The sequence below is a fragment of the Streptomyces sp. CoH27 genome, assembly GCF_020181035.1.
Taxonomy (GTDB): domain Bacteria; phylum Actinomycetota; class Actinomycetes; order Streptomycetales; family Streptomycetaceae; genus Streptomyces; species Streptomyces camelliae.
Genome location: NZ_JAIQYY010000008.1, coordinates 40090 through 65559, shown reverse-complemented (window position 1 = coordinate 65559; position 25470 = coordinate 40090). Strand labels below are relative to the sequence as shown.

General features: G+C 72.0%; 23 protein-coding genes. 12 read left to right on the top strand and 11 right to left on the bottom strand.

Annotated elements, in window-relative coordinates; genetic code table 11:
- The first annotated feature begins 44 nt into the window (after window positions 1-44).
- The 6 genes from dacB (at window position 45) to folE (ending at window position 7771) form a co-directional block, all read left to right on the top strand.
- The gene (gene dacB, locus LE548_RS14430) at window positions 45-1673 is read left to right on the top strand and encodes a D-alanyl-D-alanine carboxypeptidase/D-alanyl-D-alanine-endopeptidase (protein WP_225097223.1); all 1629 of its coding nucleotides are present in this window, start codon (window positions 45-47) and stop codon (window positions 1671-1673) included.
- A gap of 64 nt (window positions 1674-1737) precedes the next feature.
- A complete protein-coding gene (locus LE548_RS14425; RefSeq protein ID WP_225097222.1) occupies window positions 1738-2886 on the top strand; it encodes a zinc-dependent metalloprotease in 1149 nt (382 codons plus the stop codon).
- Between the two features lie 191 nt (window positions 2887-3077).
- The gene (tilS, locus tag LE548_RS14420; protein WP_225097221.1) at window positions 3078-4136 is read left to right on the top strand and encodes a tRNA lysidine(34) synthetase TilS; all 1059 of its coding nucleotides are present in this window, start codon (window positions 3078-3080) and stop codon (window positions 4134-4136) included.
- Window positions 4137-4213: 77 nt separating this feature from the next.
- Entirely contained in the window at window positions 4214-4774 is a 561-nt protein-coding gene (gene hpt, locus LE548_RS14415) for a hypoxanthine phosphoribosyltransferase (RefSeq protein WP_225097220.1), read from the top strand.
- A gap of 215 nt (window positions 4775-4989) precedes the next feature.
- The gene (ftsH, locus tag LE548_RS14410) at window positions 4990-7032 is read left to right on the top strand and encodes an ATP-dependent zinc metalloprotease FtsH (RefSeq protein WP_225097219.1); all 2043 of its coding nucleotides are present in this window, start codon (window positions 4990-4992) and stop codon (window positions 7030-7032) included.
- A gap of 133 nt (window positions 7033-7165) precedes the next feature.
- A complete protein-coding gene (folE, locus tag LE548_RS14405) occupies window positions 7166-7771 on the top strand; it encodes a GTP cyclohydrolase I FolE (protein ID WP_225097218.1) in 606 nt (201 codons plus the stop codon).
- A gap of 24 nt (window positions 7772-7795) precedes the next feature.
- On the opposite strand, the gene LE548_RS14400 is transcribed toward folE, so the two are convergent.
- The 6 genes from LE548_RS14400 to LE548_RS14375 form a co-directional block, all read right to left on the bottom strand.
- Window positions 7796-8284, bottom strand: a complete 489-nt coding sequence (locus LE548_RS14400; RefSeq protein WP_225097217.1) for a DUF3180 domain-containing protein — start codon at window positions 8282-8284, stop codon at window positions 7796-7798.
- 92 nt (window positions 8285-8376) lie between these two features.
- Window positions 8377-8988, bottom strand: a complete 612-nt coding sequence (gene folK / locus LE548_RS14395; protein WP_225097216.1) for a 2-amino-4-hydroxy-6-hydroxymethyldihydropteridine diphosphokinase — start codon at window positions 8986-8988, stop codon at window positions 8377-8379.
- Window positions 8985-9344, bottom strand: a complete 360-nt coding sequence (gene folB, locus LE548_RS14390) for a dihydroneopterin aldolase (RefSeq protein ID WP_225097215.1) — start codon at window positions 9342-9344, stop codon at window positions 8985-8987. Before folB ends, folK begins: the two co-directional genes overlap by 4 nt.
- 240 nt (window positions 9345-9584) lie before the next feature.
- Window positions 9585-10130, bottom strand: a complete 546-nt coding sequence (locus LE548_RS14385; protein ID WP_225097214.1) for a nuclear transport factor 2 family protein — start codon at window positions 10128-10130, stop codon at window positions 9585-9587.
- On the bottom strand, window positions 10127-11041 hold the full coding sequence (gene folP, locus LE548_RS14380; protein WP_225097213.1) for a dihydropteroate synthase: 915 nt from the start codon (window positions 11039-11041) through the stop codon (window positions 10127-10129). Before folP ends, LE548_RS14385 begins: the two co-directional genes overlap by 4 nt.
- Window positions 11042-11194: 153 nt before the next feature.
- Window positions 11195-13033 carry a phosphatidylglycerol lysyltransferase domain-containing protein gene (locus LE548_RS14375; RefSeq protein WP_374116093.1) on the bottom strand — a complete coding sequence of 613 codons (1839 nt, stop codon included), beginning with the start codon at window positions 13031-13033 and terminating at the stop codon, window positions 11195-11197.
- 202 nt (window positions 13034-13235) lie between these two features.
- Between LE548_RS14375 and LE548_RS14370 the strand changes: the two genes are divergently transcribed.
- Window positions 13236-14363 (top strand): esterase family protein, encoded by a 1128-nt coding sequence (locus tag LE548_RS14370; protein WP_225097211.1) that lies wholly within the window; start codon window positions 13236-13238, stop codon window positions 14361-14363.
- 96 nt (window positions 14364-14459) lie between these two features.
- Complete coding sequence (locus LE548_RS14365) at window positions 14460-15866, top strand: hypothetical protein (RefSeq protein WP_225097210.1); 1407 nt, start codon at window positions 14460-14462, stop codon at window positions 15864-15866.
- 51 nt (window positions 15867-15917) lie between these two features.
- On the opposite strand, the gene LE548_RS14360 is transcribed toward LE548_RS14365, so the two are convergent.
- Window positions 15918-17300, bottom strand: coding sequence for a PH domain-containing protein (locus LE548_RS14360; protein ID WP_374116092.1), 1383 nt, complete (start codon window positions 17298-17300; stop codon window positions 15918-15920).
- Complete coding sequence (locus LE548_RS14355; protein WP_225097209.1) at window positions 17297-17809, bottom strand: PH domain-containing protein; 513 nt, start codon at window positions 17807-17809, stop codon at window positions 17297-17299. The genes LE548_RS14360 and LE548_RS14355 overlap by 4 nt, the downstream gene beginning before the upstream one ends.
- Before the next feature lie 31 nt (window positions 17810-17840).
- Between LE548_RS14355 and LE548_RS14350 the strand changes: the two genes are divergently transcribed.
- Window positions 17841-18992, top strand: coding sequence for an NADH-quinone oxidoreductase subunit D (locus LE548_RS14350; protein ID WP_225097208.1), 1152 nt, complete (start codon window positions 17841-17843; stop codon window positions 18990-18992).
- Between the two features lie 24 nt (window positions 18993-19016).
- Here the strand turns inward: LE548_RS14350 and LE548_RS14345 are convergent, their stop codons facing one another.
- Window positions 19017-20198, bottom strand: coding sequence for an SAM-dependent methyltransferase (locus tag LE548_RS14345; protein ID WP_374116091.1), 1182 nt, complete (start codon window positions 20196-20198; stop codon window positions 19017-19019).
- Window positions 20199-20316: 118 nt separating this feature from the next.
- Here LE548_RS14345 and LE548_RS14340 point away from each other — a divergent pair, with 118 nt between their 5' ends.
- Both LE548_RS14340 and LE548_RS14335 read left to right on the top strand, forming a co-directional pair.
- A complete protein-coding gene (locus LE548_RS14340) occupies window positions 20317-21522 on the top strand; it encodes a sensor histidine kinase (RefSeq protein ID WP_225097207.1) in 1206 nt (401 codons plus the stop codon).
- A gap of 62 nt (window positions 21523-21584) precedes the next feature.
- Window positions 21585-22256, top strand: coding sequence for a response regulator transcription factor (locus LE548_RS14335; RefSeq protein ID WP_225097206.1), 672 nt, complete (start codon window positions 21585-21587; stop codon window positions 22254-22256).
- 364 nt (window positions 22257-22620) lie between these two features.
- Here the strand turns inward: LE548_RS14335 and LE548_RS14330 are convergent, their stop codons facing one another.
- On the bottom strand, window positions 22621-23724 hold the full coding sequence (locus LE548_RS14330; RefSeq protein ID WP_225097205.1) for a DUF5937 family protein: 1104 nt from the start codon (window positions 23722-23724) through the stop codon (window positions 22621-22623).
- A 161-nt stretch (window positions 23725-23885) separates the two neighbouring features.
- Between LE548_RS14330 and LE548_RS14325 the strand changes: the two genes are divergently transcribed.
- Window positions 23886-24092, top strand: a complete 207-nt coding sequence (locus tag LE548_RS14325; RefSeq protein ID WP_225097204.1) for a hypothetical protein — start codon at window positions 23886-23888, stop codon at window positions 24090-24092.
- Here the strand turns inward: LE548_RS14325 and LE548_RS14320 are convergent, their stop codons facing one another.
- Window positions 24093-25289 carry a low specificity L-threonine aldolase gene (locus tag LE548_RS14320; RefSeq protein ID WP_225097203.1) on the bottom strand — a complete coding sequence of 399 codons (1197 nt, stop codon included), beginning with the start codon at window positions 25287-25289 and terminating at the stop codon, window positions 24093-24095.
- Between the last annotated feature and the right edge of the window lie 181 nt (window positions 25290-25470).

Sequence of the window (25470 nt, the reverse complement as noted above, 5' to 3'; positions counted from 1 at the left end):
TGGTCGTGCCAGAGCCGAGGCCGTGGCGGGCCGCAGGACCGCAGGTGGAGCGGATCGCGAACGCCGTACGACCGCGTCTGGCGCGGGCCGTTGCGGCTGTGCAGCCGCGGGTTGCGCGGTTGACGCGGAGCCTCGCCTTCCGGTCTCCGCACCTCCCCCGTCCGCGAGCCGTCAGGACCTGGCAGTACACCGCGGGCGCCGCCACCGCCGGCCTCGCGCTCGCCGCCGGAGTGGTGACCGCGGCCGGCCCCTGGGACGCCAACGGTCAGCGTACGGCCGAGCGGGACCGCGCGATCGCTCTGGAGCGCTCAGGTGGCGCAGATCACGGGGGTCCCGCCACGAGCACCGGGGCCCCGCTGCCCGCGCCGAGCGCCCCGCCCGTCCTCACGGCCCTGGGCGCCGCCACGGACGCCGTGAGCACCAAGAAGGCCGCCCCGGGCGGAAAGCCCCTCACGGACGTCCTGGAGCCCCTCCTGGCCGTCCCCGAGCTCGGCGACGGCCACGCGGCGGCCGTCGTCGACCTGACCACCGGCAAGCGCCTGTACGGCAGCGACGACGGCGAGGCCCTCACCCCGGCCTCCACCACCAAGATCGCCACCGCCGTCGCCGCCCTGTCCGCGCTCGGCCCCGACCACCGCTTCACCACCCGCGCCGCCCTCGAACCCGGCACCGGCGATCTCGTCCTGGTCGGCGGCGGTGACCCGACCCTGACCGCCCACAAGGAAGCTGGGGGCACCTCCCGCGCGAGCGAAGTCGAGCGTGGGGGAGAAGCCGAGCGTGGGGGAGAAACCGAAAGCGGGGGAAGCTGGGCGAGCCTGCGGCAGCTGGCGGCGGACACCGCGCAGGCCCTGACGAAGCGCGGCATCCACAAGGTCACGCTCTCCTACGACGCCACCCTGTTCACCGGCCCCGCCGTGCATCCCATCGGCGTCAACGACAACCTCGCCCCGGTCAGCGCCCTGACCGCCGACGAGGGCCGTACCGACGACTCCACCAGCGGCCCCGCCCCGCGCGTGAGCGACCCGGCGGCGGACGCGGCCGGCAAGTTCGCGGCCTTCCTGAAGTCCGCCGGCATCACGACGACACCCCCCGGCCCCGCGAAGGCCTCCACGCGCGCGCAGACCCTCGCCACCGTCTCCTCGCCCCCGCTGTCCGACGTGGTCGAGCGGATGCTGACCAACAGCGACAACGACATCGCCGAGACCCTCGCCCGGCAGACGGCGCTGACCAGCGGGCAGCCGGGCAGCTTCGACGGCGGCGCCAGGGCGATCTCCGCGCGGCTGACCAAGCTGGGCCTGCCGATGGCCGGTGCCTCCTTCCACGACGGCAGCGGCCTCGACCGTGCCGACCGGCTGACCGCCGACCTCCTGACCGGCCTCCTCGTCACCGCCGGCGACCCGGGCCGCCCCGGCCTGCGCCCCGTCCTCACCGGCCTGCCCATCGCCGGCTTCACCGGCACCCTGACCAGCCGCTACAGCAACGGCGCGGCCGGCGTCGTACGCGCCAAGACCGGCACGCTGACCGGCGTCAACGCCCTGGCCGGCACGGTCGTCGACGCCGACGGCCGCCCCCTGGCCTTCGCGTTCCTGGCCTCCGGCACGACCGACCCCCAGGAGGCCCAGGCCGCCCTGGACCGGGCGGCCACGGCGCTCGCGGGGTGCGGCTGCGGTTAGGACCCGCCGTGGGACGACCGCGCTGCTCTGCCCCAAGCGGGCCCGCTCACGTACGGTTGACGGCATGACTGGCTTCGGTGGCACCACATCTCCCGGGATGGTCGACTGGAACCTCGCGGTCGCGACCGCGACACGGCTCGTACGGCCGGGCCCCGACGTCAGCCGTGACGAGGCACGGGCCGTCGTCGCGGAGCTGCGCCGGCACGCGAAAGCCTCGGAGGAACACGTCCGGGGCTTCACGCGTATGGGCACCGAGGCCGGCCACGACACGCCCGTCCTCGTCGTGGACCGCCCCGGCTGGGTCCGCGCCAACGTCGCCGGCTTCCGCGAGATCCTCAAACCGCTGCTGGAGAAGATGCAGGAACGGCGTGCCGGCAGCCCTGGCAGCGCGGTCCTCGGCGCCGTCGGCGGCAAGGTCACCGGCGTCGAGCTCGGCATGCTGCTGTCGTTCCTGTCCTCCCGCGTCCTCGGCCAGTACGAGACCTTCGCCCCGGCCACCCGCGAGCTGCCCGCCGGCGGCCCCCCTGATTCACCGAGTGGCGGCGGCCGCCTCCTCCTCGTCGCGCCCAACATCGTCCACGTCGAGCGCGAACTCGACGTCGAGCCGCACGACTTCCGCCTGTGGGTGTGCCTGCACGAGGAGACCCACCGCACGCAGTTCACCGCCGTGCCCTGGCTGCGTGATCATCTTGAGGGCGAAATCCAGTCGTTCTTGGCCGAGACCGACGTCGACCCGATGACCTTCCTGGAGCGCATCCGGGAAGCCGCCCAGTCGCTCGCCGGGGGCCGCCCCGAGGGCGAGGAGGACGACGGCGGCCGCTCCTTCGTGGAGCTGGTGCAGACCCCCGCCCAGCGCGAGATCCTCGGCCGCCTCACCGCCGTGATGTCCCTGCTGGAGGGCCACGCCGACTACGTCATGGACGGCGTCGGACCCAGCGTCGTGCCGTCCGTCGCCGAGATCCGCGAGAAGTTCCAGCAGCGCCGCGCCAAGGGCGCCTCCCGGCTCGACCTCGCCCTGCGCAAGCTGCTGGGCCTGGATGCCAAACTGAGGCAGTACCGGGACGGCGAACGGTTCGTACGGGCCGTGGTCGAGCAGGTCGGCGTCGATGGCTTCAACCGCGTGTGGACCTCGCCCAACACCCTTCCCACCAAGGCCGAGATCGCCAAACCGGCGGACTGGGTCGCGCGGGTGCACCGCACCGCAGAGTCGTGAACATGTCGGGTGGGTCGTGAATCGAATCCGGCCTGCGGCAGGCGAACGCCCCTCCAATCACCCGTCCGAGGGACCGTGGGCCTTGCGTAGGCGTGCAATGCTCGGGGAACCTCCCGGTTCTGTCACCATCTACACACTCTGAGTGACCGATCTCGGGCTCACCCCCGACAACTTCATGAAGGGAACCGACCATGGGTCCCCATCCTGCGGTCGCGGCGATACGCCTGGCGGTCCGCCGCGTCCTCCACGACATCCTCAACGACCACACCCCGACCTCGGGCGGGCCGGGCCGGCAGGCCGCCGGCGAGCACCCGGAATGCACGGCCGAGCGGTCCCCCTCCCCGCTCGTCCTCGTCGCATGCTCCGGCGGCGCCGACTCCATGGCCCTCGCCTCCGCCCTCGCCTTCGAAGCGCCCCGCCTCGGCGTGCGCGCCGGCGGCGTCACCATCGACCACGGCCTCCAGCCCGGCTCCGACCTGCGCGCCGACGAGGTCGTCCTGCGTCTGCGCGGACTCGGCCTCGACCCGGTCGAGTCGGTCGCCGTGACCGTCGGCCGCGAAGGCGGACCCGAGGCCGCCGCCCGCGACGCCCGCTACGCCGCCCTGGACGCCGTCTCCGAACGCCACGGGGCCGCCGCGATCCTGCTCGGCCACACCCGCGACGACCAGGCCGAGACCGTCCTGCTCGGCCTCGCCCGCGGCTCCGGCATCCGCTCTCTGTCCGGCATGGCCGCGGTCTCGGGGGCCGGCGGCCGTTACCGGCGCCCCTTCCTCCAGCTCGACCGGCAGACCGCCCGCAAGGCCTGCATGGTCCAGTCCCTCCCCGTTTGGGACGATCCTCACAATGCCGACCCGGCCTACACCCGCTCGCGGTTGCGGCACGAGGGTCTGCCCGCCCTGGAGAAGGCCCTCGGCAAGGGCGTCGTGGAGGCGCTCGCCCGCACCGCCCAGCTCTCCCGCGACGACGCCGACGCCCTCGACACCTGGGCCCGCCAGGTCGAGGCCTCCGTACGGGACGCCGCCGGCCTGCTGGAATGCGCCAAGCTCTACGCCCTGCCGCCCGCCGTGCGCCGCCGCGTCCTGCGCCGCGCCGCCATCGAGGCCGGTGCTCCGGCCGGTGCGCTGTTCGCCCGTCACATCGAGGAAGTCGACCGGCTGATCACCGGCTGGCGCGGCCAGGGAGCCATCAATCTCCCGGGCAAAGTCGTCGCCCAGCGCCAGGGTGGCAGACTGGTGATTCGGCAAGGCTGAATCCCGACCCCTCGCGGAGCGACCCTCCGGCGGGCCGGGCAGCCGGCCGGCCGGGAAGTGCGGGACGACCGAAAGTGATGCGGGTGGACGCGAAAGACATGGGTGCCGACCTTGAGAAGGTGCTCATCACCAAGGAAGAGATCGACGCGAAGCTGGCCGAGCTGGCCGCGAAGATCGACGCGGAGTACGCGGGCAAGGACCTGCTGATCGTCGGCGTCCTCAAGGGCGCGGTGATGGTCATGGCGGACCTCGCCCGGGCGCTGTCCACCCCCGTCACCATGGACTGGATGGCCGTGTCCTCCTACGGCGCGGGCACCCAGTCCTCCGGTGTCGTACGGATCCTCAAGGACCTCGACACCGACATCAAGGGCAAGCACGTCCTGATCGTCGAGGACATCATCGACTCCGGTCTGACCCTGTCCTGGCTGATCAACAACCTCGGCTCGCGCGAGCCCGCCTCGCTGAAGGTGTGCACGCTGCTGCGCAAGCCCGACGCCGCGAAGGTCGCGATCGACGTTGAGTGGGTCGGCTTCGACATCCCGAACGAGTTCGTCGTCGGCTACGGCCTCGACTACGCCGAGAAGTACCGCAACCTCCCGTTCGTCGGTACGCTCGCGCCTCACGTCTACGGCGGCTGAGCCGGACCGGGTGGTGTGAGCCACTCGGCTCAGTCCTTGTAGGACGATCGGGAACCCCGGCGGGTTCCGCGCCGTTGAAGCATGCAGAGACGGGCTTCCCAGCCGTCCGAAGCACTTTCGTGCGGCTTCGGGCAACCTTGCTGGGGTACCGTCAGATGAACTGTCTTATCAAACTCACTATGGCAGGAGGGACGGGGCGGCACCGCTCCGTATGGATGGACGTGAAGCGATACTTCCGTGGGCCGGTCATGTGGATCGTGCTGGCCGTCCTTGCCGTGGTCGTGTTGATGCAGGTCGTCGGCTCGTCCGGCGGCTACAAGACGGTGGACACCGGCCAGGTCATTGCGGCGATCAATGACAACAGGGTCCAGTCGGCCAAGCTGACCACAGGCGACGAGCAGACCGTCAAGGTCACTCTCAAGGACGGCCAGAAGGTCGACGGCAGCTCGAAGATCCAGGCGAGCTACATCGGCGACCAGCAGGGCACCCAGCTCGCCACCAAACTTCAGACCAAGTACGAGAGCAAGCAGATCCCGGACGGCTACACGGTGTCGCCGTCCAAGCAGAACCCGTTCGTCGGCGTCCTGCTGTCCCTGCTGCCCTTCGTCCTGATCGTGGTCGTCTTCCTGTTCCTGATGAACCAGATGCAGGGCGGCGGCTCCCGGGTCATGAACTTCGGGAAGTCCAAGGCCAAGCTCATCACCAAGGACACCCCGAAGACGACGTTCGCCGACGTCGCCGGCTGTGACGAGGCCGTCGAGGAGCTCCACGAGATCAAGGAGTTCCTGCAGGAACCGGCCAAGTTCCAGGCCGTCGGCGCCAAGATCCCCAAGGGCGTGCTGCTCTACGGCCGCCCGGGTACCGGCAAGACGCTGCTCGCGCGCGCCGTCGCCGGCGAGGCGGGGGTGCCGTTCTACTCGATCTCCGGTTCCGACTTCGTCGAGATGTTCGTCGGTGTCGGTGCCTCCCGGGTCCGTGACCTGTTCGAGCAGGCCAAGGCGAACGCCCCGGCGATCGTGTTCGTCGACGAGATCGACGCGGTCGGCCGCCACCGGGGCGCCGGCCTCGGCGGTGGTCACGACGAGCGCGAGCAGACCCTGAACCAGCTGCTCGTCGAGATGGACGGCTTCGACGTCAAGGGCGGCGTCATCCTGATCGCCGCCACCAACCGGCCCGACATCCTCGACCCGGCGCTGCTGCGCCCCGGCCGCTTCGACCGGCAGATCGCGGTCGACCCGCCGGACCTGCAGGGCCGTATGGAGATCCTCAAGGTTCACCAGAAGGGCAAGCCGGTCGCGCCCGACGTCGACCTGGCCGCCGTCGCCCGCCGCACCCCGGGCATGACCGGTGCCGACCTCGCGAACGTGCTGAACGAGGCCGCGCTGCTCACCGCCCGTGGCGACCAGAAGCTGATCGACAACAAGGCGCTGGACGAGGCGATCGACCGCGTGGTCGCGGGCCCGCAGAAGCGGACCCGGATCATGTCGGACAAGGAGAAGAAGATCACCGCGTACCACGAGGGCGGTCACGCCCTGGTCGCGGCGGCCTCGCCGAACTCCGACCCGGTCCACAAGATCACGATCCTGTCCCGCGGCCGCGCCCTCGGCTACACGATGGTCCTGCCGGACGAGGACAAGTACTCGACCACGCGCAACGAGATGCTCGACCAGCTCGCCTACATGCTGGGCGGCCGCGCGGCCGAGGAACTGGTCTTCCACGACCCGACCACCGGTGCCGCCAACGACATCGAGAAGGCCACCAACCTGGCCCGCGCGATGGTCACGCAGTACGGCATGACCGAGCGGCTCGGCGCGATCAAGTTCGGCGGCGACAACAGCGAGCCGTTCCTCGGCCGTGAGATGGCGCACCAGCGCGACTACTCGGAAGAGGTCGCCGCGCTGGTCGACGAAGAGGTCAAGAAGCTCATCGAGACCGCGCACAACGAGGCCTGGGAGATCCTGGTCGAGAACCGCGACGTGCTCGACCAGCTCGTTCTCCACCTGCTGGAGAAGGAGACCCTGGGCAAGGAGGAGATCGCCGAGATCTTCGCCCCGATCGTCAAGCGCCCGCCGCGGCCCGCGTGGACCGGTTCCTCGCGCCGCACCCCGTCCACCCGCCCGCCGGTGCTCTCCCCGAAGGAGCTGGCACTGACCAACGGTGCGAACGGCGCGACGGCCGCGATCAGCACGGTCAAGTCCACGGCCGCCGAGTCCGCCCCGGTGACGGAGCAGACCCCGGAGGACCGCCCCGAGCACTGACCGCTTTTCGGCCAAAGGGGCCGGAATGAACGCCGCGCCCACCAGGTTTTAGCCTGGTGGGCGCGGCGTTCGCATGTCCGCAGGAAGACGTGTGGCCGCCGCCACGCGTCAAGGCACAGGAACGAGGAACCACATGACCGACCCCGTGACGCTGGACGGTGAGGGCACCATCGGCGAGTTCGACGAGAAGCGTGCCGAGAACGCCGTGCGCGAACTGCTGATCGCGGTCGGCGAGGACCCGGACCGCGAGGGTCTGCGCGAGACCCCGGCCCGGGTGGCGCGGGCGTACAAGGAGATCTTCGCGGGCCTGTGGCAGCAGCCGGAGGACGTCCTGACGACGACGTTCGACATCGGGCACGACGAGATGGTGCTCGTGAAGGACATCGAGGTGTACTCGACCTGTGAGCACCACCTGGTGCCGTTCCGGGGGGTGGCCCACGTCGGCTACATCCCGTCGACGTCCGGAAAGATCACGGGACTGTCGAAGCTGGCCCGGCTCGTGGACGTCTACGCGCGCCGCCCGCAGGTGCAAGAACGTCTCACCACACAGATCGCGGACTCCCTCATGGAGATCCTGGAGCCCCGGGGCGTGATCGTGGTCGTGGAGTGCGAGCACATGTGCATGTCCATGCGCGGTATCCGCAAGCCGGGGGCGAAGACCATAACGTCGGCCGTCCGCGGTCAGTTGCGGGACGTCGCCACCCGGAACGAGGCCATGAGCCTGATCATGGCCCGCTGAGCCGAGGTGCGAGGGGACCGACGGTCACGCCGCCGGTTCCGCCCCCGGGTGGTTCTGGTCCTCGTCCTCCGGGAGCTTGCACACGCGCTCCAGGAACAGGGCCGCCGCTATCACCGCGATGCCCGCCAGGACCGAGAAGCCGGCGTAGATGGCCTGGTCGCGGCGGGGCGGGAGGTCCAGCAGCTCCAGCAGGAAGGCGCCCGTGCCGCCGTACATGCCGGCGACGAGGGCCGCGACCAGGGCGCTGGCCTGGCCGAAGACGACCGCGCGGGCGGCCATCAGCGGATCGACCCCCTTGGCGCCGGGGCGGCGCTCGCGCTGGGCCTTCAGCCGGGCGCGCAGCGAGAGCGCCGTCGCGAGCAGGACTCCGGCGATCAGGGCCAGCACGATGGGGGCGGCCAGGGGGACGCTGGGGAGGGTCCCGATCGAGTTCCAGAGGCGGGCGCCCGCCCAGGACAGGACTCCGGCCACGACGAACACGCCGGCCAGCACCCTGATGCGCAGCTCTCTCACGGTGTCCCTTCAGCTCCCCCGGACCGGCCCGGACTGGGTCGTGTCGACCTTGTCGTCTTGACCCTAACGACTCGTCACCTTGACCTTAACGACTATTCGGGCAGTCGGAGTTCCAGGTCCGCTCGCGGCGCCACGCCCTCACGCGTGACCGCCGAGAGCAGATCGGCCACCTTGCCGCGGCCGGGCAGCTGGGCCTGCGGGTCCACGTCGTGCCAGGGCGCGAGCACGAAGGCGCGTTCGTGGGCGCGCGGGTGGGGCAGGGTGAGCTGCGGGTCGTCGGAGGTGACGTCGGCGTAGGCGACGATGTCGACGTCCAGCGTGCGCGGGCCCCAGCGCTCGTCGCGGACCCGATTGAAGGCCTCCTCGACGGCGTGCGCCCGCTCCAGCAGGGACGCGGGGGGCAGGGTGGTCTTCAGGACCACGACCGCGTTGAAGTACGACGGCTGGCTGCCGGGCTCGACGCCCCACGGCTCGGTCTCGTAGACCGGGGAGACCGCTTTGACGCGTACTCCCGGGGTGTCCTCCAGCGCGTCGACGGCGCCCTGGAGGGTCTCCAGGCGGTTGCCGAGGTTGGAGCCGATGGAGATGACGGCCCACTTCGGGTTCTGCAGGGTGGTGTCGGCGGCGTCGACCTGCTCGACGACGGAGGCGGGCACCGGCTGGACGGTCGGGTCGCTGTGACCCTGAAGGAAAGGTCGGGTCATACTCGGCTCCGGGTGATGGTGACGGTCACGTCGTCGAAGGGGACGGTGATCGGCGCGTCCGGCTTGTGGACGCACACCTCGACCTGCTGGACCCCTTCGTGCTTCAGGCAGGTCTGCGCGATCCGCTCGGCGAGCGTCTCGATGAGGTTCACCGGCTCGCCCTCGACCACGGCCACGACCTCCTCGGCCACGATGCCGTAGTGCACGGTCTTCGTCAGGTCGTCGTCCGCCGCGGCCGGCCGGGTGTCCAGCCCGAGGACGAGGTCCACGATGAAGGTCTGGCCCTCCTCGCGCTCCTTGGGGAACACACCGTGGTGCCCGCGGGCCTTGAGGCCGCGCAGCGCGACACGATCCACGCGAATCACTCCTGCAATCGTCGGGAAGGGCCGGCCCGTACCGCGTGCGGGCGGCACACCGGCCTGAAGACGAATCTACCTGCGGCCACTGACACAGCTGGGTCGCGGAGCGGCGGACCCGCACGGGGACCACGAGGGTTCATCTCGTGTTTCCCCTGGGAAACCCGGCCGCGCCATGGGCTGGAAGCCGCTCATACCCGGAGGTAGGTGATTCCAACCACTTCTGTGCCCGCTGCCCGGTCAGGACAGGGGCCCGCCGTCCGGATTCGTGCCGTTCGTGTCGGGCTCGTCGTCCGCGGTGTCCTCGGTCTCGTCGCTCTCCGCCATCACGGGGGAGGCGTGGTGCGCCCAGATCTTCCAGCCGGAGGGCGTGCGCCGGAACACGTTCGTGGCGACGACGAGCTGGCCGACCAGCGGTCCGAGCTCTGCGCCGTCCTCCGGGGCGGGGCCGCCGCTGAGGATGTTCTCGGTGCACGTCACGAGCGCGGTGTCGCCGGTCACGGAGACGTGCACGTCCGTGAGGAAGAACTGGATGTAGTCGGTATTGGCCATGATCAGGGCGTACGACCTGAGGACCTCGCCGCGGCCGGTCAGCACCGGCCAGCCGGGGTGCACGCAGGAGATCACGCCGGTGTCCGCAGGGTCGTGGTACTCCTCGTCCACGCCCAGGTCGCCGGGGCTCAGCCAGAGCGAGGACAGCTCCTCGAAGTCACCGCGTTCCATCGCCTCGTAGAAGGCGGTGTTGGCGGCCTCCACCTGCTCGACATCGGTGTGGGGGGCGCTCACCGCTCGCCTTCCGCCCCGCGCTCGCTTGCCGCGCCCGGCGCTGTGCCCGCCATGCGCGCCTCCTCCACGGCGCGGGCGACGCGGACGGCGTCCGCGGTGGCGCGTACCTCATGTACGCGTACGGCCCATGCGCCGGAGTGCGCGGCGAGGGCGGAGACGGCGGCCGTGGCGGCGTCGCGCTCCCGGGCCGGCGGGGGAGCCCCCTCCGGGCCGGCCAGGACGCGGCCGAGGAACCGCTTGCGGGAGGCGGCCACGAGCAGGGGGTGGCCGAGGGCGCGAAGCCGGTCGAGGTGGGCGAGGAGGACGAGGTCGTGTTCGGCCTCCTTGGAGAAGCCGAGGCCGGGGTCGACGACGATGCGGTCAGGGGCTACGCCACCCGCCAGAACAGCCTCCACGCGCGTGTGCAGCTCGTCCACGACTTCGGCGACGACGTCGTCGTAGACGCCCTTGACGTTGCCGCCCTCCAGGAAGCCGCGCCAGTGCATGACGACGAAGGGGGCGCCCGCGGCGGCGACCACCGGGATCATCGCGGGGTCGGCCAGGCCGCCGCTGACGTCGTTGACCAGGGCGGCACCGGCCGCGAGGGACTGCTCGGCGACGGAGGCGCGCATGGTGTCCACGGAGACGGCCACGCCCTCGGAGGCGAGGCCGCGGACCACCGGGATGACCCGCCGGAGCTCCTCCGCCTCGTCCACGCGCGTGGCGCCCGGCCGGGTGGACTCACCGCCGACGTCGACCAGGTCCGCGCCCTCGGAGACGAGATCCAGGCCGTGTTTGACGGCGGCCGTCGTGTCGAACCAGCGGCCGCCGTCGGAGAAGGAATCGGGGGTCACATTCACGACGCCCATGACCGCGCACCGGTCCCATGCCGGAAGCCCTGCCACCTGGCCGCGCCCGCTGTGGTTGTTCATACGTTCAGCGTAGGCCCAGGAGCGGGCCGTGAACGCGCGGCGGCCCGGCCGGAAGCACCCGTGCTGGAGGGGTGGGGCTTCCGTCCGGGCCTGTCCTGGGCCGCGCCGCGCGACCCGTTCCGTGCCGTTCCGTTCCGTTCCGTTCCGTGTCGTTCAGGCCGCGCGCATGTCCCGTTCCACGACCGTGTGCGCGCAGGGGCGCTCGGCGGCCGCCCTGCGCCGGCGCAGGAAGCGCGGAAGCGGCAGGGCGAGGGTGACAAAGCCCTCCGCCTGCATGGCGGCGAAGCCGATGCGGGGCAGGTCGGCGGAGTGGCGGTAGACCACGAAGCGGGGCTCCCAGCGCGGCTGGAACTTGGCGTTGAACTTGTACAGCGACTCGATCTGGAACCAGCGCGAGAGGAACACCAGCAGCCCGCGCCAGGCGCGCAGCACCGGACCGGCGCCGATCTTCTCCCCGCGCGCGAGGGCGGAGCGGAACATCGCGAAGTTCAGCGAGATCCGGGTGATGCCGAACTTCGGCGCGGCCTGGAGGGCGGCGACGATCAGCAGCTCGTTCATGCCCGGGTCGGCGGAGCGGTCGCGGCGCATCAGGTCCAGCGAGACGCCGTCCGTGCCCCAGGGCACGAAGTGCAGGATCGCCTTCAGGTCGCCGTACTCACCGGGCTCGTCGTCCTGCTTGTGGGCGGTGGCGATCAGGCAGTCGCCGTCGGCGGCGTCGCCGACGCGGCCGAGCGCCATGGAGAAGCCGCGCTCGGTGTCGGTGCCGCGCCAGTCGTCGGCCGCCCGCCGGATGCGGTCCAGTTCCCCGTCGCTGAGGTCACGGATGCGCCGCACCCGGGTTTCGTAGCCGGCTCGCTCGATGCGCTTGACCATTTGTCGGACGTTGCGCATCGCGCGTCCGGCGAGCGAGAAATCCGCGACGTCCACCACCGCCTCGTCGCCCAGCTCCAGGGCGTCAAGGCCGGTCTCGCGGGTCCACACCTCGCCGCCCGTCTCCGAGCAGCCCATGACGGCCGGGGTCCAGGAGTGGGCCTTGGCCTCGTCCATGAAGCGCTCGATGGCGCCGGGCCAGGCCTCGACGTCGCCGATGGGGTCGCCGCTGGCGAGCATCACACCGGAGACGACGCGGTAGGTGACCGCCGCCTTGCCGCTGGGCGAGAAGACGACCGCCTTGTCGCGGCGCAGCGCGAAGTGGCCGAGGGAGTCCCGGTGCCCGTGCTTCTCCAGCAGTGCGCGCAGTTTCGCCTCGTCGTCCTCGGTGAGCCGCGCGGCGGGGTGCTCGGGACGGAACGCCAGGTAGATCGTGGTGGCGGCGGTGATCCAGCCGAGCGCGCCGAGGGAGAAGGCGACGGTCCAGGAGGCGTTGCCCGAGTAGTCGACCGGGCCCTCGAAGCCGAACAGGCCGTAGACGACGTGCGTCAGCCGGTCGGCCAGGCTCGGGTCGCCGATCGTCCGGTGCGGATGGACGCTGACGATCACGAGACCGAGGATCAGGGAACCGGCGCTCATGAGTACGAAGTTGGTAAGAGCACGCCACCGGCTGCGCGGGTCCGGCAGTGCCGCGAACTCGCTCCGGTGCCGCAGCAGCGGTACGAGCAGCGCGACGGCGATCAGCACGCCGGCGATCGAGTGGCGGTACGCGAACTGCGCCACGGCACCCGCCGGCAGCAGCGCGACCGCGGCCCGCCAGGCCCGGCGCTTGCGCCGCCCGAGCCCGTGCGCGAGCAGCAGCAACAGCACACCGGCGCTCAGCGAGAGCGCCGCGGCGAAGGGCCCGAACGAGCCCGGCAGCACCTCGGCGATCGCGTGCATTCGGCTGTGACGGAAGCGCGGGAACACACCCGCCGCAATGTCCAGGACGCCCACGAGCGCGGCCGCCCTGCTGACCAGGGTGGGAACGGCCTCGGGGCGCGGGCCGCGCAGTATGCGCCGCGCCCGGCTCTTACCACCCGGAACCTCGCCCGACAATTCCCCATCTATCCTGACAGACATCGCATCCCGTAGTTCTGCGAGAGACCTTGAACCCGGGCCCGATCGGGCATCCGGCGACATTGCGCCCTCTAGGACGGTGTCTCGGGGGGAGAGGTTCACTCCTCACCGAAAAGTCGGGTCAAAGGCCAAGGAAAGCCCCGGGCAAGGTCTCGCAATAAGTGCGGGTGGCAACCGGGCGGAGAGCGCAGGCAGGTAGCAGTCCATGGGTCTGACGAGCAACAAAGTGCTGATGCTGGCGATCGTGTTCGCCGTCGTGCTGTTCGCCGGCACGGTATGGCTGTGGCCGCGGCTGGCCCGGCAGAGCTGGCGGTCGATCGGCGGACGGATCGGTCTGCTGCTGACCACGCAGCTGGCGATCTTCGCCTCGGTCGGTCTCGCCGCCAACCAGGCCTTCGGGTTCTACGCCAGCTGGGCGGACCTGTTCGGCCAGGAGACAGGCCAGGGCGTGGTCGTCGACCATATAGCGGGTGGCGGCAGGACCGGCCCGATCCAGGTGGTCTCCACGTCCCGGGTCGTGGGCGTGAGCAGCTCGCTGCCGACGGTGGCCGGGCAGGTGCAGAAGGTCGACATCATCGGCCGTACGACGCACCTGAACTCCCCGGCGTACGTGTATCTGCCCCCGGAGTACTTCCAGCCGCAGAACCACGCGCGCAGGTTCCCGGTCTCGGTCATCCTCACGGGTTACCCCGGCACCGCAGAGGCGCTGGTGAACAAGCTGAACTACCCGAGCACGGCGCAGCAGCTGGCCAAGAGCGGCAAGATGCAGCCGATGATCCTGGTGATGCTGCGGCCGACCGTGGCGCCGCCGCGGGACACCGAGTGCGTGGACATCCCCGGCGGTCCGCAGGCCGAGTCGTTCTTCGCCAAGGATCTGCGCGACTCGATCACGGCTCAGTACCGGGTGGACAAGACGCCCGCGAGCTGGGGGATCATGGGCGACTCGACCGGTGGCTACTGCGCGCTGAAGATCGCCATGCACAACCCGAAGGCGTACGCGGCCGCCGTCGGCCTGTCGCCGTACTACAAGGCGCCGATCGACCCCACCACGGGGGACCTCTTCCACGGCAACAAGAACCTGCAGAATTCCGCCAACCTCTTCTGGGCCATCCAGCACCTGCCGGCGCCCGAGACCTCGCTGCTGGTCACGAGCAGCAAGGTCGGTGAGCACAACTACAAGGACACGCTCAAGTTCATCCAGGCCGTACAGAACTCGAACGTGACCAGGATCTCTTCGATCATCCTTCCGAGCGGCGGGCACAACTTCAACACCTGGAAGCGGGAGATCCCGAGCGCGCTGCAGTGGATGAGTACGAAGCTGGTCTCGAACTGAGGCCCCTCGGCCTGACGCCCCGTGAAGCCCGCCGTGTGGCCGTGTTTTTACGGGGCAGGGGTCCGCGATTCGCCTACGCGCGGTAAGTTTCTGGCCATGCCACGTGGACGCCACCGCCATTCCCCACCTCTGCACCGGCTGTTGCCTTCGTCGGCGATCGCCGGTGTCTCCGTCGTCTGCGCGCTGGGTCCCTGGGTGTTCTTCGAGGCCACGGTGTTGCGCGCGCTGGCAGCGGCCGCCGCGGCGACGGCTGTCGTCGGCGCGGTCGTGATGCGCCGCTGGGACGCGCAGGCGGGCAAGCAGGTCGCCGAGCTCACGCGCGCGCGTGCCAGCGACGAATGGCGCAACGAGGAGCGGGTCGCCGAGCTGGAGACCGACCTGGAGGAGTCCCGCGAGCTGCGCGCGAAGCTGGAGCAGCGGCTGCGCGCCAAGCGCGCCGAGCTGGCGGGCCTGCGCAACGAGCACGCCGCCCTGCTGCGCCGCTACGCCACGGCGGAGACCGAGCGCGCCAGCGCCCTGGAGGGACGCCGGCTGCTGGAGATCGAGGCGGCCGTGCCCTCGTCTGCGCCCGCGCTGCCGCCCGCGCGCAGCGCCGAGCCGGAGTCGGCGCCGACGCCGGCCGAGGCGAAGGGCGCGATCGAGGCGCCCGACGGGGACGAGCCGCAGGCGTACGCGGTGTTCTCGCCCGAGGGCGCCCAGCTGTACCGGAGCGCTCTGACCGCCCTGGCCCGGTTCGAGCGGGAGACCCCGGCTCAGTCCGAGACCGAGGCCGAGTCCGCTTCGGTGACCGAGTCCGCTTCCGTGGCGCCGGGTGGTGAGGCGGCTGTCGAGGCCGTGGCAGCGGAGGCCGAGGCCGTCGAGGAGTCCGAAGAGGTCGAGAAGACCGAGGAGACCGAGGAGGGCGAGACCGGGGCGGAGAACTCCGTCGCGGACGTCGCCGTCGCGGCCGATGCCGATGCTCCTACGGCCGTCGTGGACGAGGCCGATTCCGCCGCCAAAGGAGAAGACGCCGGGGAACACGCCGGAGACGGGGCCGCGGAGGGCGCCGCGGACAGCGTGACGGACGGTGCCGGTGAGGACGAGGCGCGGGAGCGCTCCACCGCGGCCGACGGGTACGCGCGCGTGGCGGGGTCGCCGGCCGTCGTGACCGCGTCGGCCGAGCCCGCCAAGCCGGTGGGCCGGCCGCCCGCCGGGCACTTCACGGTGCCGACCGCGGTGGCCGTCGTACCCGCCGCGCCCGCGCGACGCCCGCTGGTCCAGGGCGGCTTCGACTTCTTCGGCACCCAGAAGGCCGAGCCCAGGGCGGCGCTGGACTCCGTGCAGAACGAGGACCTCGCCGATGTCGTCGGCCAGGAGGCCCTCGCCGTGCACAAGGCCGAGACCGAGGGCGAGTTCAAGGACGCCGACGCACGGTCGCAGGGGGTCGGCCAGATCATCGACCTGACGGCACACGACGAGACCGAGCAGATCGACGTCCAGGGGCTGCGCAGCGCGGCTTCCTGAGGACGCGGTCGTACGAGGTCCGGGCCCGGCTTCCCCGAGGGGAACCGGGCCTCATGTCATCCAGCGGTCCGGGCGGGCGTCCCGGCGTCCGGTACGGGACCTGTCGGCCTGCTCGTGCAGAATCCGTACGGCTTCCTCGGCGTCCCGCTGCCGGGCCGTCACGGTCTTTCCGGCGCCGTTGTCCACGTGGACGTCGGCGAGCCGCCACAGCCGCTGCCAGGGCCCCTGGTGCAGCCGTACGCTCTGCACCTTGGCGTGCGGGACCAGCGAGAGCCGGCGGCGCAGCAGACCGTGCCGGGTGACGAAGACCGTGTCGGTGACCGCGAGGCGGTGGCCGCGCCACCACACCGGCACGCACCAGCGGGCCCGCCCCGGCGCCCGCGACATGGTCCGGGGCACCGTCACACCCGGCAGCACGCGCGCGATGACCGACTCGGCGACCGCGCGCGGGGCGACCGGTATCAGCACCGAGTCGGCGGACCCGGCCACGTCCAGCTCCACCCGCACCCAGCCGAGCCGCCGCCACAGCAGCGGCTCCACGATCCGTACGGCCTGCACCCGGCCGGGCGGCACCGTCTCGTGCGTACGGTCGAGCAGGCCATGGTCGATGCGCAGTCCGTCCGGGGACTCGCCCACCTTCCAGTCGAACTCGGCGACGAACCGCCGCGCGCCGCTCGCGCCGGCCCCGCCGAGCAGCGGCAGCGCGGTCGCGAGGACCGTCACCAGATTGTGCGTGGTGAGCCACAGCACGGTCGGTACGACGAGCGCGGCGCAGAGCGAGCCCCAGGTGGCGGCCGTCAGTATCAGGGAGAGCGCGAGTGCTCGCGGGGGCACGCGCAGCAGCTCGTGCGCCGGCGCCTCGCCTATTTCACGCGCCCTCTCGGGTGCGAAACCCGCCGCGCGCGCGAGCAGCTCCGCACGCAGGGCGCGTGCCTCCTGCTCGCCGAGGAAGGCCAGTTCGTCCTTTTTGTCGGCGCCGACGACGTCGATCCGCAGCTTCGCGACGCCGGCCACGCGTGCGAGGAGGGGGCGCGAGACGTCCACGGCCTGGACGCGCTCCAGCCGGATGTGCGCGGTGCGCCGGAACAACAGGCCGGTGCGGATGCGCAGTTCGGACTCAGTGATCGCGAAGTGCGTGAACCACCAGGACAGGAAGCCGTACAGGCCGGCCGCCGGCACCAGGACCGCGAGCCCCAGCAGGAGCATGGTGTCGGTCAGCTTCGCCAGCTGCACCTGCGCGCTGTTCGGGTCGTGCGCCGCCCAGCCGACCAGTACGGCGACCGGCGCCCACGCCCGCCGGAAGGGCGTGACCGGGTGCAGCCGGCGCTCGGTCACGGGTGCGCGCCCCTCGGCCCCGTGTGCGCCTTCTCCGGCGCCGCGCGCGTCCGTGGCGTCCGAGGCGGCTGTGCCGTCGCCGGGGTCCGCGGTCGTCACAGGCCCGCCGATCGTGCCTCGCCCAGCTCGGTGAGCCGGTCCCGCAGCCGTTCCGCCTCGGCCGGGTCCAGGCCGGGAATGGTCGCGTCGGTCTTGGCGGCCGCCGTGTGCAGCTGCACGGTGGCCAGCCCGAAGCGCCGCTCCACCGGGCCGGAGGTGACCTCCACGAGCTGCATCCGCCCGTACGGCACGACCGTCTCCTCGCGCCACAGGACACCACGGCTGATCAGCAGGTCGTCCGCGCGCTCGGCGTACCGCCACGAGCGCCAGTTGCGCCCCAGCAGCCGCCAGCACCACGCGGCGCACACCACGGGCAGCAGCGCGAAGGCCGCCCACGCGGGTCCCGCGAGCAGTCCGGGCAGCAGGCCCGCGGCGAGCGCGAGGGCCGCCGTCCACATCACGAGCAGCAGCCGGCGCATCCGCAGCAGGCCCGGCGGCAGCGCCCGCCACACCGGCTCGTCCCCCGGTATCCCCGCCATCCCCGCCTCGGGCGGGCTCCCCGTTTCCATGAGCCCAGCGTACGTAGGGGAAACTGGGGCCATGACTCCTACGACCCGGACCACGGTCGGGATCGGCGGCGCCGCGGAGAGCACCGACATGGTGCTCAACATCGGCCCCCAGCACCCGTCCACGCACGGTGTGCTGCGGCTCAAGCTGGTGCTGGACGGGGAGCGCATCGTGCGCGCGGAGCCGGTGATCGGCTATATGCACCGGGGCGCCGAGAAGCTCTTCGAGGCGCGCGACTACCGGCAGATCATCGTGCTCGCCAACCGCCACGACTGGCTGTCGGCGTTCTCGAACGAGCTGGGCGTGGTCCTCGCCGTGGAGCGGATGCTCGGCATGGAGGTGCCCGAGCGGGCGGTGTGGACGCGCACGCTGCTCGCCGAGCTGAACCGGGTGCTGAACCACCTGATGTTCCTCGGCTCCTATCCGCTGGAGCTGGGCGGCATCACTCCGGTGTTCTACGCGTTCCGCGAGCGCGAGGTGCTGCAGAACGTGATGGAGGAGGTCTCCGGCGGGCGCATGCACTACATGTTCAACCGGGTCGGCGGCCTCAAGGAGGACCTGCCGGCCGGCTGGACCGCACGCGCGCGTGCCGCCGTCGCCGCCGTGCGCTCGCGCATGGACGTCTTCGACGACCTGGTACTCGGCAACGAGATCTTCCGGGGGCGCACGCGCGGAGTCGGTGAGCTGGCGCCGGAGACGGTGCACGCCTACGGCGTGAGCGGCCCCATCGCGCGTGCCTCGGGCGTCGACTTCGACCTGCGCCGCGACGAGCCGTATCTGGCGTACGGCGATCTCCAGGACACCCTGAAGGTCGCCACCCGCAGCGAGGGCGACTGCCTCGCCCGCTTCGAGGTGCTCCTGGAGCAGACCCACAACGCGCTCGACCTCGCCGACGCCTGTCTGGACCGGCTCGCCGAGCTGCCGCCGGGGCCGATCAACCAGCGCCTGCCCAAGGTGCTGAAGGCGCCCGAGGGGCACACGTACGCGTGGACCGAGAATCCCCTCGGCATCAACGGCTACTACCTGGTCAGCAAGGGCGAGAAGACGCCGTACCGGCTGAAGCTGCGCTCGGCCTCCTACAACAACATCCAGGCGCTGACCGAGCTGCTGCCGGGGACGCTGGTGGCGGACATGGTGGCGATCCTGGGGTCGATGTTCTTCGTGGTCGGCGACATCGACAAGTAGGCCGACCCCGGGATACCGGTCGGCTCAGGTGAGCGGGTCCGGGATGCCGACCGGCTGCACCAGCCAGCCGAAGTCGCCGAGCCCGCCGGACGCGGTGAGCTCAGCGGCCTCTCCGGCGTTCGCGAGGGCGCGCACGTAGGCGGAGGGGTCCGTGGAGGCCAGCGCGAGCGGGGGGCGTGCGCCGGTGATGCCCAGGGCGTGCAGAGCAGCGCGCTGCGCGAGCAGGCCCGCAGGGGGCAGTGCACGCGCTGTGGTGGGGGGCTCCGGCGCTGTGCCGCGGGGCGTGGGCGCCGTGTTCGGGAGCGTGCGTGCTGTGCCACGAGCGGGGCGCGTGGCGCCCGGTGCCGCCGCGCACGCGTCCAGGGCGACGTGGGCCGTGATGTCGCAGGAGCCGTCCGGCACGGGTGCCGTCTCGCGGCCCTCCCGGAAGCCCGTGAGCGTGCCGAACGGGGGCCGCGTGGCGGTGGTGTGCGCGTAGTCCACGGCCACCGCGAGCCCGCGCACCACCCGGTCCACCACCGACGCCCACGCCAGGTCTCGGGGCAGTCCGATCTCCGCGCGCAGCCCCTCCTCGGCGGGCAGGGGCCACCAGCGGGCGAGCCAGTCCGCCTCGGCGCCCGTCACGGCCTCCCCGAGCCGCTCGGTGCCGTCCTGCGCGACGAGCACCAGCCGGGGCACGCCCGCGGAGTCGACCTCGGCGACGTCCACGGGCACGTTGTCCAGCCACTCGTTGGCGAAGAGCAGCCCGGTGACGGCGGCCGGGGGTTCGGTGAGCCAGGTGATGCGGGCGTCCAGGCCGGGCGGGCGGTCGGCGAGTTCGACGGCGTACCCGCGCGCGCGTGCGGCCACGTCGGCCGGCAGGGCGTCGAGCACCCCGGTGACCAGTTCGCCCCGGCCCGCTCCCATGTCGACGAAGTCCAGCACGGCGGGCCGCCCCAGGGCCTCGTCCACCCGGCACAGCAGCCGGGCCACGGCCCGCGCGAACAGCGGGGAGGCGTGCACGGACGTACGGAAATGGCCGGCCGGGCCCTCCGGACGCCGGTAGAAGCCGCCGGGCCCGTACAGCGCAGCCTCGGCCGCCGCACGCCAGCCGCGCCGGCCGTGCCGGCCGCGCCGGCCGTGCCCGTCCTGCGGGCCGCCGCCGGGACCGTCGCCCGCAGGGTCCCCGGAGGCCGGTTCCGCGTCCCGCGCCGTTTCATCCGTCACCGGAACAGACTAGGCGCACAGATGATCACTTCCTCCACCTTGCGGAGTACGCCCACCGGGCGTGGATCGGCCCTCCGGTTGACCCCTGCACGCATCCGGTTTCCCTACTCTGGGTTACGTGCAGCGCCTCTATGACTTCCTCCGCCGCCACCCGATCTGGGTCGACACCTTCTGGGCCGTCGTCCTGTTCGGGCTGTCCGGCGTGAGCGTGGTCAATCTCAGCGGGACGCCTGGGCACCACGGGACGATCGCCACAGGGATGGCCGTGTCCGTCGTCCTGTGCGTCGTCGTCGCGCTGCGCCGCCGCTACCCGGAGCCGATGCTGCTGGTCGCGTGCGCGACCGGGCTGGCCCAGCTGGCCCTGGACATCGAGACGACCGTCGCGGACTTCGCGATGCTGGTGATCGCGTACACGGTCGCGGCGCTCGGCGCCCGCTGGGCCTCCCGGCTCGCGCTCTGCGTCAGCCTCGTCGCGGCGACCCTCGCGCAGATCCGCTGGCCGGCCGAGCACGCCGGCATCCTCGGGCAGGCCGCCATCACGGTCTTCCAGACAGTGCCCTTCGCTCTCGCCTGGGTGCTCGGTGACTCCATGCGCACCCGACGTGCCTACTTCGCCCAGCTGGAGGAGCGCGCGGCCCGCCTGGAGAAGGAGCGCGAGGCGCAGGCGAAGGTCGCGGTCGCCGCCGAGCGCGCCCGTATCGCGCGCGAGCTGCACGACGTCGTCGCGCACAACGTGTCGGTGATGGTGGTGCAGGCCGACGGCGCCGCCTACGTCCTCGACGCCGCGCCCGACCAGGCGAAGAAGGCTCTGGAGACGATCTCCTCCACCGGCCGGCAGGCCCTCGCCGAGATGCGCCGCCTGCTGGGTGTGCTGCGCACCGGGGAGCACCAGGAGGGCGGTGAATACGTCCCGCAGCCCGACGTCGAGCAGATCGACGAGCTGATCGAGCAGTGCCGCAGCTCGGGGCTCCCGGTCGACTTCAAGGTCGAGGGCACCCCGCGCCCGCTGCCCAGCGGCGTGGAGCTGACCGCGTACCGGATCGTGCAGGAGGCGCTCACCAACACACGCAAGCACGGCGGGCCCAACGCGGGCGCGAGCGTGCGGCTGGTCTACTTCGACGACGGGCTCGGCCTGCTGGTCGAGGACGACGGCAAGGGCGCCCCGCACGAGCTGTACGAGGAGGGCGGCGCCGACGGCCAGGGGCACGGGCTGATCGGCATGCGTGAGCGGGTCGGCATGGTCGGCGGCACCCTGGACGCGGGCCCGCGCCCGGGCGGAGGATTCCGCATCAGCGCCTTGCTCCCGCTCAAACCGGCGCACTGACACGTTCACGCGCCCCCGATTGACACCTGTAAGTCATGCCCGTCCCCAACGAAAGAGGCCCGATGACGATCCGCGTGATGCTCGTCGACGACCAGGTGCTGCTGCGCACCGGGTTCCGGATGGTGCTCGCCGCCCAGCCGGACATGGAGGTCGTCGCGGAGGCGGGCGACGGTGTCGAGGCCCTGCAGGTGCTGCGCACGACTCCGGTCGACGTCGTCCTGATGGACGTCCGCATGCCGAAGCTGGACGGGGTCGAGGCCACCCGGCGGATCTGCGCGGAGCCTGACGCGCCGAAGGTGCTGATCCTGACCACGTTCGACCTGGACGAGTACGCCTTCTCCGGGCTGAAGGCGGGCGCCTCCGGGTTCATGCTCAAGGACGTGCCGCCCGGCGAGCTGCTGGCCGCGATCCGGTCCGTGCACAGTGGTGACGCCGTCGTGGCGCCCTCCACCACCCGGCGGCTGCTGGACCGCTTCGCGCCGATGCTGCCCTCCACCGGCAAGGAGCCGCAGCACAAGGAGCTGGAACGGCTCACCGACCGGGAGCGGGAGGTGATGGTGCTCGTCGCGCAGGGCCTGTCCAACGGGGAGATCGCGGCCCGGCTGGTGCTGAGCGAGGCCACGGTGAAGACCCATGTGGGCCGCATCCTGACCAAACTCGGCCTGCGCGACCGGGTGCAGGTGGTGGTGCTGGCGTACGAGACGGGGCTGGTCCGCGCCGGCGGCCACAGCTGAGACGCGGCCGTACTGGGCCCCGCTGAAACGGCCGTACAGGTCTGCCGGACTCACACTGTGTGGGTACGGCGATCCGGCGGGGGCGGGCTGTGTGGGTACGGCGATCCGGCGGGGCTGGCCGTGTGGGTACGGCGGATCCTGTGGACGCGGGCCCGGCAGATCCGGCCGGTGCGGGCCGACGGGTCGGGGCTGACGCGGGCCATGCGGGCCCGGCAGCCGCCGGCCGGGATGCGCGTCCGGCGCCCACCGGCCTGCGTCGAGGCGGCTGGTCCGACCCGCTGCCCCGTCGGTCTGCATGCCCGGCGCCCGTCAAGGTCTCCGGCAAGTCGGCATGCCCGGCGCCCGTCGGTGCCGCCGGACGGCGTCAGCGCAGGACGCCCTCGATGAAGTCGCTGCCCAGCCGGGCCACCGCGGAGAGGTCCAGCTGGTGCTGGACGTACCGGCCGTGGCGGCAGTCGGTGATCAGGCCTGCCTTCTTCAGCACCGCGAGGTGGCGGGAGATCTCGGGGGCCGACATGCCGTGGGCGTCAGCCAGTTCGCCCGTGGTGTGCGGAGCGCGCGCGAGGTGCCGGCACAGCCGCAGCCGCACCGGGTGGGCCAGCGCCTCCAGGCGGCGCGTGAGCTGTTCGACGGACGGGGCCTGTGGGCGGGTGCCGCTCGCGGGGTAGGTGATCGAGGGCTGCCAGCCGAACCGGTGCAGGACCAGGACGTGCGGCCAGCCGAGGCTGGTCGGCACCAGGACCAGGCCGCCGTCGCCGGTGGCGGTGCGGCCGACCGCGAGCTTGTCGACCGTGACGAGCGTGGCCTCCTCGTCCAGCGAGATGGCCTCGGAGAGGGACGCGAGGGCCACGCCGAGGCCCTTGCGGCGCAGCAGTTCGGTCTTGTGCCGGGCGTCGGCGGCGAGCTGGGGCTGGATGCGGGCCCAGGTGTCGGCGAAGAAGGCCTCGTCGCAGTCGAGCATCAGCTGCCGGAACCAGGCACGGACGACCGGCGGATCATCCAGCAGGCGGCGCGCGAACTGCTCCTGTACGGCCCCGCGTGCGGCGGCCAGCTCCAGGGAGCGGCGGCGCAGCTCCGGGTCGTCCAGCAGGGACGGCTCCTGGACGTCGTAGCGCAGCTGGCAGGTGAACTCCAGCGCGACGTTCACGAACTGTTCGTCCGTCAACTTGTCCAGCAGATCGAGCTCTTCGGCGAGGGTGGCGCCGGGCAGCGTGCGCCGGCCGGGGATGCCGGCGAAGGGGGCGAAGACGTCCGAGAACGTCGTACGCCACAGGAAGTCGGCCTCGCACAGGCGGTCGGCCAGCCGGGGGTCCAGCCGGGACGAGACGGCGGTCACCCAGCCCTGGAGGTCGGGGTGGTGACCGGGCTCGCTGAGCGCGTGCAGCGCCATCCCCAGCTCGGCCAGCGGGGAAGGCACGACCGAGACCCGCTCGGGCGGCAGTCCGGTGATGTCGATCGTCACGCTCATGCGTCCATCGTGCACCGGCCCACTGACAGTGCCCCCGTGGATTGACGGCAGCCGTCAATCCACGGGACTTCGGCACCGGGCTCGACCAGGCTGAAGGCACCGGGGCAGCCGCGGAGCCCGATCAGCCACAGATCAGTCACGTCCCGAAAAGGCGATCCGCCATGAGCATCACCCAGCAGTACCTCCTCGACAGCCACCGTGCGCGCGTGCTCGGCGAACCCGAGCCACCCGCGCCCGGCCGGCACGACCTGACGGTGGCGCGCGAACTGCGCGAGTACCGGCGCTTCAGCGCGGTCATCGCCGAGCGCCCGGCACGCGGGCGCGTGCGGTACGCCCTGCGCCGCTGGCTGCGCCCGCGAGCCCTGTAGTCAGGCCTTGTCCGGCAGGCGGTCCGTGAAGTCCCGTACGGCCGCGCGGACGTCGTCCGCCGTCCACTCCAGTCCCCTGGCACGGACGGTGACCTCCGTGACCGCCAGGCCGGGCCCCCGGCCGTCCCAGGGGTTCGCGAAGAGCATCACCGAGGTCTCCTCGCCCTGGCGTACGGCTGCCTCGGCGACCACCTCGGGCTCGTACGGCAGCCAGACCTGGAACTCGTGAGTGTGCGGCACCCCGGGGTGGACGCGGGCCCACGGCAGCCCGGCTTCGGCGAACCCCTCGCGCAGTGCGGCGGCCACCACGCGCGCGTGCCGCACGTACTCGGGCAGCCGGGGCAGCTCCCGCTCCAGTCCGACGAGGGCGGACAGCGCGGTCGGGAACTGCTGGAAGATCATCCCGCCGTACCGGTGCCGCCAGGTCTTCGCCTCCTCGATCAGGCTCCTGGGGCCGGCGAGCGCCGCGCCGCCGAAACCGGCGAGGGACTTGTAGAACGACACGTAGACGCTGTCGGCCAGGCCCGCGATCTCCTCCAGCGGGCGCCCGAAGTGCTCCGTGCACTCCCACAGGCGCGCGCCGTCGAAGTGCACCACCGCGTCGCGCTCCCGCGCGGCCTCCACGACCTCGGTCAGCTCCTCCCAGGTGGGCAGCACGAAACCGGCGTCCCGCAGGGGCAGCTCCAGCATCAGCGCCCCGAAGGGCTCGGCGAGGTCGCGTATCTCGGCGGCCGTGGGCTGCCGTGGCTCGTCCGTCACGCGGACCGGGCGCAGGCCGCTGACCTGGCTGAAGGCATGCCGCTCGTGCACCTCGGGGTGGGACAGGGCGTGCAGGGCCACGGCCGGGTCGCCGGTGCGGGCCGCCCAGCAGCGCAGGGCCACCTGCTGGGCCATCGTGCCGGTCGGGAAGAACGCGGCGGCCTCCGTGCCGAGCAGCCCCGCGACCCGCTCCTCCAGGGCGGCCACGATCCGGTTGCCGTAGATGTCCGACTGCTCATCCAGGTCGTACACCTCGGGTGCCGCTGCCATGAGATCCGTCAGGCGTTCGCGGAGGGTGCCGCCCCAGCCCGCGCGGGACAGCGTGCGCCGCGCCTGCCGCTGCGCCGCCATGCGGCGGTCCCGCAGCCGCTCCTGGGGGGAACGTTCGTCGTCCTGGTGCCTGTCAGGTCCGTTGTCCTGCTCAGCCGTGTCCGTCATGCCGGGGATCATGCCGCGCCGCACGCGCGCGATGCACCGGGGTTTCCGCGCGGTGGCCCGGTCCGCGGGCGTGGCGTAACCCACAGCCTGTGGACGACCGGCCGCCCCCGAACCGGATAGCGTTAATATGACGAGAAATCGTCCGGTACATCGTCCGGTACCCAGAGCGGACTGGAACGGG